This window comes from Faecalibacillus sp. H12 (assembly GCF_013361255.1).
GTDB classification, from domain to species: Bacteria; Bacillota_I; Bacilli_A; order Erysipelotrichales; family Coprobacillaceae; genus Faecalibacillus; species Faecalibacillus intestinalis.
In genome coordinates this window covers 17,169-27,005 of sequence record NZ_JABWDK010000005.1, presented here as the reverse complement: position 1 = coordinate 27,005, position 9,837 = coordinate 17,169, and the positions used below count along the sequence as shown (strand labels likewise).

6 protein-coding genes are annotated in these 9,837 nt (G+C 28.2%); all 6 read left to right on the top strand.

Annotated features, from left to right (window positions below; genetic code table 11):
* Positions 1-1,011: CHAP domain-containing protein (locus HUU89_RS05910; protein WP_175301242.1), on the top strand; the 1,011-nt coding region annotated here is incomplete at its 5' end.
* 82 nt (positions 1,012-1,093) lie between these two features.
* Positions 1,094-2,845, top strand: coding sequence for an NTP transferase domain-containing protein (locus HUU89_RS05905; protein WP_175301241.1), 1,752 nt, complete (start codon positions 1,094-1,096; stop codon positions 2,843-2,845).
* Positions 2,845-3,561, top strand: coding sequence for an NTP transferase domain-containing protein (locus tag HUU89_RS05900; RefSeq protein WP_175301240.1), 717 nt, complete (start codon positions 2,845-2,847; stop codon positions 3,559-3,561). The genes HUU89_RS05905 and HUU89_RS05900 overlap by 1 nt, the downstream gene beginning before the upstream one ends.
* A 1-nt stretch (position 3,562) precedes the next feature.
* On the top strand, positions 3,563-5,104 hold the full coding sequence (locus HUU89_RS05895) for a BCCT family transporter (protein ID WP_175301239.1): 1,542 nt from the start codon (positions 3,563-3,565) through the stop codon (positions 5,102-5,104).
* A 191-nt stretch (positions 5,105-5,295) separates the two neighbouring features.
* On the top strand, positions 5,296-7,830 hold the full coding sequence (locus HUU89_RS05890) for a glucosaminidase domain-containing protein (RefSeq protein WP_175301238.1): 2,535 nt from the start codon (positions 5,296-5,298) through the stop codon (positions 7,828-7,830).
* A 26-nt stretch (positions 7,831-7,856) separates the two neighbouring features.
* A partial coding sequence (locus HUU89_RS15285; protein WP_317992324.1) for a GH25 family lysozyme occupies positions 7,857-9,837 on the top strand: 1,981 nt, incomplete at its 3' end.

Here is a 9,837-nt window from a genome sequence, read left to right as displayed (position 1 = left end):
GGAACATATTACTATGCAAATAATAGTGGCTATATTCAAACAGGATGGCTACATAAAGGATCATGGTATTATTTGGATCAAGATGGAAAAATGGTTGTAGGTGATTATTATATCAATGATCAATATTACTATTTTAATTCTAATGGAGATTTGCAATTAGGTTGGTATTATAGAGATAATCAATACTATTATCTTGATTCTAATGCGGTTCTTGTTAAAGGATGGAATAAGATCACTAACAAATGGTATTATTTTAATGATCAAGGAATTATGCAAACGGGTTGGCAATTGATTAATAATCAATGGTTCTATTTAAATGCTTCTGGTGATATGCAAACAGGATGGTTAAAATCATGTAATAAATGGTATTATTTAAATAAGAGTGGTGTCATGGTTACTGGTTGGGCACAAATTGGATGGAAATGGTATTATTTTAATGAAGATGGTGCAGCTGTTAAAGATGATGTAGTTATTGATGGTAAAACATATACATTTAGAGATGATTATTCATGGATTTCAAATTGTACGAGAAAAGAGTTTGTAGAAAGAGCTAAAAGATATTTGGGATGTAATGAAAAAGATGGATCATTTAAGAAAATTATTGATTCTTATAATAAACTAGATCCATTACCTAGAGGTTATAAAGTAAAATATACAGATTCTTGGTGTATGACTTTTGTTTCAGCTATGGTGAGAGAATGTAATTTACTTGACATTATCCCAGTTGAATGTTCATGTGGTAAAGCAGTTGAAAAAGCTCAAGCAATGGGAATTTGGCAAGAAAATGATGCTTATGTTCCTCAAATTGGTGATATTATTATGTATGATTGGGATGATAATGGAAATGGTGATAATACAGGATGGCCTGATCATGTAGGTATTGTTGCTGAAGTGAATGGAAATACTTTTAAAGTTATTGAAGGAAATAAAAATGATGCTGTTGAATATAGAACAATGACTGTAAATGGTAAATTTATAAGAGGATATATTACACCTAAGTTTTTATCATAGAAGAAGTAGAAATACTTCTTTTTTTCTTTACTTATAGAAAACATATGCTATAATGTTCATATAAATTAATAGGGAGAAAAAAATGAACACTTTTACATATTTAGACTTTGAACTTATAAAACTGCTTTATAAAGAAAATAATCTTTCACAAAGAATGATTTCTAAAAGATTAAATTGTTCTTTAGGTAAAGTAAATGAAACACTAAAAAAACTTAAAGAATTAAATTATCTTAATGAGGATAATTCACTCACAAATTTAGGAATGAATTTAATAAAGAAAGATAAGTCTGCTATTATTTTAGCTGCAGGACAAGGAATTCGAATGATTCCTATTAATAACAATGTTCCTAAAGCCATGCTTGAAATAAATGGAGAAATACTTATTGAACGTATTATTAGACAGCTATTAGAAGCCAATATTCATGATATAACAATAGTTGTTGGTTTTATGAAAGAAGAATTTGATTATCTTATTGATCAATATCATGTAAAGTTAGTTGTTAATAGAGAATATCAAGAAAAGAACAACTTACATAGTTTAAATATTGTAAAAGATAAAATAAATAATACTTATATTATTCCTGGTGATCTTTATTTCTATGAAAATCCGTTTTTAGATAATGAAATTCAATCATGGTATATGCTTGAAAATAGAATAAGTAAACATAGTAATGTTACATGTAATACTAAAAATGAAATTATTAAAACAAAAAAAGATGGTTTAAAACTGATTGGTTTATCATTTATAAATAATCAAGATGCTTCATATTTAAAAGAACATTTAGAACATTTAGATGATGGAATGCATGATTCATTATTTTGGGAAGAAGCCTTGTATCAAAAAAATAAGATGTTTATTTATGGGAAAATCGTTGATACAAATTATGTTGATGAAATCAATACTTATGAAGAATTAAGAAATGTAGATGATCATTCAACACACTTAAATAATGAGACATTATCTTTAATTGCTGATGTTTTTAAAATCAATGTTGAACAAATAAAAAATATTAAAAGTTTAAAAAAAGGAATGACTAATCGTTCATTTTTATTTGAAATCAATCAAGATAAATATATTATGAGAATTCCTGGGGAAGGAACAGATCAACTTATTAATCGAAAAGAAGAATATGAAGTTTATCAAGTAATAAAAGATTTAAATATCAGTGATGAAGTTATTTATATGAATCCTCAAAATGGTTATAAGATTACAAAGTATTTAAATGATACACGTGTATGTAATCAAGATGATCAAGAAGATCTAAGAAAGTGTATGCAATTATTGAAATATTTTCATCAACAAGATTTAAAGGTTGATCATGAATTTAATGTTTTTGAAAAGATTGATTTTTATGAAAAATTAAGAGGGCCTAAATCCTTATATAAAGATTATGATCAAACAAAAGAAAAAGTCTTCTCTTTAAAGAATATTATTGAAAAGATGCCTAAAGAATGGAGACTATGTCATATAGATGCAAATTGTGATAATTTCTTATTCTATAAAGAAAATGAAGAAGAAAAAATAAAACTTATTGATTGGGAATATGCGGCAATGCAAGATATTCACCTAGATATTGCAATGTTTTGTATCTATTCCATGTATAACAGACAGCAAGTTGATAACTTGATAGACATTTATTTTGAAAATAAATGTGATCAGCAAACAAGAATTAAAATCTATTGTTATATATCAATGTGTGGTCTTTTATGGAGCAACTGGTGTGAATATAAATATACATTAGGTGTTGAATTTGGAAAATATTCATTAGCACAATATCGCTTTGCGAAAGATTACTATAATATTGTTATAGAAGAAATGGAGAATATGAAATAATGAGTCAAGTAGAAAGAGCGATTATCATGGCCGCAGGAAAAGGAACACGTATGAAACCTATTACTAATAAAGTTCCTAAGCCATTAGTTAAAGTCAATGGAAAAGCAATGATAGAAGGGGTTATAGAAAAACTTCATGAACAAGGCATTCAAGAAATCTATGTTGTCGTAGGATACCTTAAGGAACAGTTTAATTACTTAAAAGAAAAATATAATGATGTACATTTAATTGATAATCCCTATTTTGATACATGTAATAATATTTCATCACTCTATGTAGCTCGAGAACATCTTAAAAATGTCATTATTTTAGATGGGGATCAAATTATTAATAACAGTCAAATTCTTGAAAAGAATTTTGACTTTTCTGGATATAACTGTATCTACAAAAAAGAAATCAATAATGAATGGATGTTAAAAATCAAAGAGGGTCTTGTTACATCTTGTTCACGAACAGGTGGAAAAGATGGTTGGCAATTGTATAGTGTTTCTCGTTGGAATGAAGAAGATGGGAAACGTTTGAAAAAACATTTGGAAATAGAATTTGAAGAAAAGAAAAATACAGAAATCTATTGGGATGATGTAGCGTTGTTTCGTTATCCAGATGAATATCAATTATCTATTAAAGAAATGCATGATGGAGATATTTTGGAAATAGATAGTTTAGATGAGTTATGCAGTATAGATCCATCATATTTAAATTATAGGGAGAACTAAAATGGAAAAGAAAACATTAAAAGGAAGATTAGACTATACAGCGATGATCATACCTTTATTAGGGGTCGTCTTATTATGTGTTTTATTTATGATCATGCCAGCTAAATCTTCATATATTATTCAAATGATCAGAGGATTTTTAGGAAATGATTGTGGTATTTATTATGCTATGTTGGGTGTTGGTATTTTTGCTTGTTCTTTATATATTGCTTTTTCTAAATATGGAAAAATCAAGTTAGGGAAAGATACGGATAAACCAATTTATTCATCATTTAATTGGGGAGTAATGATTTTTACTTCTACAATGGCAGCAGATATTTTATTTTATTCATTATGTGAATGGGCATTATATGCTAATGAAAAGTATATTGATCAATTAGGTGGAATACAAAAATGGGCTTCAACATTTCCGTTATTTCATTGGGGACCAATTGCTTGGAGTTTTTATATTATTTTAGCTGTTGCTTTTGGTTTTATGTTACATGTAAGAGGAAGAAATAAACAAAAGTTTTCTGAAGGATGTAGACCATTATTAGGAGATAAGGTTGATGGTGTAGTTGGTAAAATTATTGATTTAATTGCTATATTTGCACTTATCGCAGGAACTGCAACAACCTTTTCACTAGCAACACCATTATTATCAGCAGCTTTAAGTAGAGTATTTGGGTTGCCTAATGGTGTAGGACTTACTATTGCTGTTTTATTATTGATTGCGGCAGTTTATACATTTACTGTAATTACAGGAATGAAAGGTATTTCTAAACTAGCAACATATTGTTCCTATTTATTCTTTGCTTTACTTATTTATTTTTTAATAGGTGGGGGAGAAACCACATATATCTTAGAAACTGGTTTTTCAGCTATTGGTAATATGGTACAAAATTTTATCGGATTATCTACTTGGATGGATCCATTAAGAGAAACATCATTTCCACAAAATTGGACGATTTATTATTGGGCCTATTGGATGGTATGGTGTGTTGCAACTCCTTTCTTTATTGGAAAAATCAGTAAGGGAAGAACAATTAAAAATACGATTCTAGGAGGATATGGATGGGGTCTAGCAGGAACTTTTACTTCATTCATTATTCTTGGAAATTATGGTTTGGCACAACAAATGAAACATGGAATTGATATTTCGGGAATGATTGCTAAAAGTGGAGATTATTCTACAGTTATTTTAAAGATATTTGATACTCTACCACTAGCAAGTCTAGGTTTATTATTATTAGTTATTACTATGATTGCTTTTTATTCAACAACATTTGATGCTTTAACTATGGTTGTTTCATCTTATTCCTATAAAAAATTAGATGTAGATGAAGAACCAGATAAAAAGATTAGAGTTTTCTGGGCAATTATCTTTATCTTATTTCCAATAGCGTTGATTTTTGCTGAAAATTCAATGTATAGTTTACAGTCAGTGGCTATTATCGCTGCTTTTCCAATAGGATTTATTATACTGTTGATTGTCATTAGTTTCTTTAAAGATGCAAATAAATATTTACAAGAAAAGAAAGAAAATAACAGGGATATAGAATAGAAAATTCTATATCCTTTTTGTTGAATTGAAAATGTATATCATTATAATAAAAAATAGTATTTATGAAGATGATTATTTTAGTTGATATTTGTAAGTATATTATTTTATGTGATGTTATCACATTATTAAAAGCAAATAGGATTAGTAAGTTAAAATATTCTATAGATTTAAAATATTGTAGGAGGTTGGAAATGAAAAAAAAGTATATAAGTCTGTTTCTTGTTATATTATTGGGAATGATTTTTAATATCTCTAATATAAAAGCATATGAAGAAACAAATGACGTTATTGGACAAACAAAGTTTGTAGATAAAGATGGAAATATTAATACTGTAGATGTTTATGATGGAACAACGAATGAAGAGTATAACCCTTATGCACGAACAGTTTCTACAGCGAATATGGTTAATTTTAATTGTTCTAAAGCAGGGACAACTACAAATTTTACAGATTATTATACAGGACAAGAGGGATATTTATCTAAATCAAGTGCAGCGGATGCAGCTTTTTTAGGCTATGAAAATGGAAAAGTGAAGTTTATGATTTCAGGAGTTGTTGGTTTAGTAGATCCTCAATATGTTGAAGTTCTTAGCCAAGGGACTTATTATGCAAGTAACTATGAAGTTAATTCATCAGGTGATTTGTATCATTATATTTCTAATAATGTTAATGCGACAGGAAATCAAGGAAATAAGAATTATATAGGGACAGGGCCTAGTTATTTAACAAAGAATAAAGAGTATTATAGCTATGATGGACATTATTTTTATGATAACTATAATACAATGATTACAGATTATAAAAATAATGTTAGAAATAATGCTGTTAATCCTAATAATCCTTATTATAGTTATTTTCAATACTTACCAATGAGAAGTCAAACAACTTATACTGGTTCACAAATATCAAATTATTTAAATAATAAAGCAGGAAGTACTTCTAAATTATATGATACAGGTGATATTTTTATTAAGTATCAAAATAAATATGGGGTCAATGCTTTAATGGCAGCAAGTTTTGCTGCCTTAGAATCTGGATGGGGAAAAAGCAATATTGCATTAAATAAAAATAACTTATTTGGATTAAATGCTACAGATAATAATCCAGGTGGAAATGCAGATACCTTTAGTACAGTAGATGATTGTATTATGAATTTTACATCGAGTTGGATGTCTAAAAGATATTTAAATCCTACATATACTTCTTTATTTAGAGGAGGTTATTTTGGAGACAAGGGAAGTGGAATATTTGGAAAATATTCTTCAGATCCCTATGAAGGAGAAAAATGTGCAAGCATTGCTAAAAATATGGATGCTAGTATCTCTTCTAAAGATAATGATTATTATACTTTAGGAATCAAAGATATTTATTTAACAACACATACTGCCCTTAATGTAAGAAGTAGTTCAAATACAAATTCTAGTGTTTTATATACAACGATAAAAAATCCAGCTTATTCATTTATTATAAAAGATGCCTCTACAATTAATGATTTTTATAAGATACAAAGTGAAGTTGCTAGTAGTGATGGAACTTATAGCTTTAATAATACAGGATATGTAAGTAATCAATATGTTACTTTATTAAATAATATTTCTCATCCACAAGGATGGAAAAAAGAGAATAATTATTGGTATTATTATTTTTCAAATGGGTCAAAAGCAACTGGTTTACAAACTATAGAAAATAATCTCTATTATTTTAATACAAGTGGACAAATGCAAACGGGTTGGCAAGAAGTTAATAATAAATGGTACTACTTTGATGAATTGGGTTATGGTCAAAAAGATTGGAAATTAATAGGAAATAATTGGTTTTATTTTAATAGTAGCTATCAAATGCAAACGGGTTGGCAAGAAATAAATGGTAAATGGTATTATTTAAGTACTGGTGTTATGAAAATCTATGGAAAAACGTATTATGAAGGGTATATGATTACAGGATGGTTACCACTAGGTAATGATTGGTATTATTTAAATAGTGATGGATCAATGGTAACAGGATTACAAACTGTAGGAAATAATTTCTATTATTTTAATGCAAGTGGAAAGATGCAAACAGGTTGGCAAGGAATCAATAACAAATGGTATTATTTTGATAATGGTGGTTATGGACAAAAAAGTTGGCAAATGATTGCAGGAAATACGTATTACTTTTTAGATAATTATCAAATGGCAACAGGATTTCAAGAAATCTCTGGAAATACTTATTTCTTTAGTACAGGTGTTATGAACATCTATGGAAAAACTTATTATGAAGGCTATATGGTTACTGGTTGGTTAACTTTAGGTAGTGATTGGTATTACTTTGATAATACAGGTAAAAGACTTACAGGATTACAAAAAGTAGGAAACAATTTGTTTTATTTTAATGATAGTGGTAAAATGCAAACAGGTTGGCAAAAAGTCAGCAATAAATGGTACTATTTTGATGATTCAGGCTATGGACAAAGTGGCTGGAAGAAACTAGGGAATACATGGTTTTATTTTAATAGCCAATATCAAATGTTAACAGGTTGGCAAAGAATTAATGGTAAGTGGTACTATTTAAGTACAGGTGTTATGGAAATATATGGGAAAACTTATTATGAAGGTTATATGGTTACTGGATGGCTTCAATTAGAGAATAAGTGGTATTATTTAAAAAGTGATGGTTCGATGGTAACAGGTTATTATAAAGTTGGAAATAAGACATATTATTTTAATAGCAGTGGTGTTATGCAGTAATAATATTTTTAGGGGGAGGAAAGATTTTGAAAAAGTTTTTTGGTTATTTGTTTTTGGCTTTTGGAATGGCTTTTGCATTGAGTTATTTTCAAAATAGTTCTGTAAATGCATTAGATGGAAGTTATGATGATGCAATTATGGGACAAAGTAGTCATATTGATCAAGATGAAAATAAAATAGAAGATGCAAAGGAAGAAAATTCTTATAGTTTACGAACTATGATTCAAAATGGTTGGTTTTATCAAGGAAATAAAAAATGTTTTTGTGATAATGATGGTCATGTTATTGGTGAAAATGTTAAAAAGGTTATTGATGTTTCACAATACAATGGTCATATTGATTGGAGTAAAGTAAGTAAAACAGATGTAGATGGTGTTATTATTAGAATTGTTTCTCATAAGGGTGGATATTATCATATTGATGAACAATTTGAAAATAATTTAAATGGTTGTAGAAAATATAATATTCCTTTTGGAATCTATATTTATGATTATTCAAATAATGTAACAGATGCTGATAATGAAGCAACAATGATTTTAAATTATTTATCAATATATAAAATTTCACCTTCAGAACTTTCATATCCTGTTTATTTAGATATGGAAAGACCTGAATTATCAACAACAACGAATGAATTAGTTGTTGATGCATTTGTTAATAAATTAGCAAATAGTAATTATAATACGAAGGTTTATAGCTATCGTTCACTTTTACAAACAAAATTAAATAGTCCAACTATTTATCAACATGTAGATTGGGTAGCTGCTTATACATCATCATTAGGATTTAGTAATAATTGGTATAGAGGTCCTAAAGGATGGCAATATAGCAATGGAACATTTGTTGATGGTATTAGTGGTTATGTAGATATGAGTGTTTGGTATGATCAAGGTGTTTCTAAATATGATTATGTAGGATGGAAATATTATTATGGTCATTGGTATTATGGAAGTAGTAAAAATATTCTACAAATCGGTTGGGAAAAGATTAATGGAAAATGGTATTATTTTAATACTAATGGAATTATGGCCACTGGTTGGATCAGTTTAAATGGTGAATGGTATTATTTAACAAGTAATGGTGATATGGTTACTGGTGCACAAACTATAAACAATAAAGAATACTATTTTACTAGTGAAGGTGTAATGGTCAGAGGATGGCATAAGGAAAATGATAAATGGAAATATTATAGTCCTAAGAAAATGTCAGTCTATGGAAGAACATTTGTAGAAGGTGAAAAGGTAACAGGTTGGTTACCAATAAATGATAAATGGTATTATATAGCTGAAGATGGTTATATGGTTACTGGTATTTATAAAGTTGGAAATAGAAAATATCTTTTTATGGAAGATGGTTCTATGAAAACTGGATGGTTTAAAGTAGATGATACTTGGTATTATATTTCTTCTGATGGTGAATTAAGAGCACAATGGGTCAAATCATTAAGTAATTGGTATTATGTAAATGATGAAGGATTGATTCTTACAGGAGATCAAGTTATTAATGGAAGACAATATTATTTCAATGAAGATGGTATTATGTACACAGGATGGATGCAAGTAGGAAATCAATGGAAATATTATAGTCAAGGAACATTAAAAATCTATGGAAAAACATTTGTAGATGGTGAAAAGGTAACAGGATGGTTACCATTAGGAAATAGATGGTACTATATAGCAAATGATGATTATATGGTTACTGGATATTATAAAGTAGGAAATAGTACTTATTATTTTGATGAAAGTGGATTAATGAAAACAGGATGGTTTAAAATCAATGGTGAAGATTATTATGCAGCTTCATCAGGAACTATCCAAGCACAATGGGTCAAATCATTAAGTAATTGGTATTATGTAGATGTTGATGGAAAAATGGTTACTGGTTATCAAACAATTAATGGTGCGAAGTATTATTTTGCAAGTAGTGGATTAATGCAAAAAGGTTGGTTTAAGATCAATGGTGAAGATTATTATGCAGCTTCATCAGGAACTATCCAAGCACAATGGG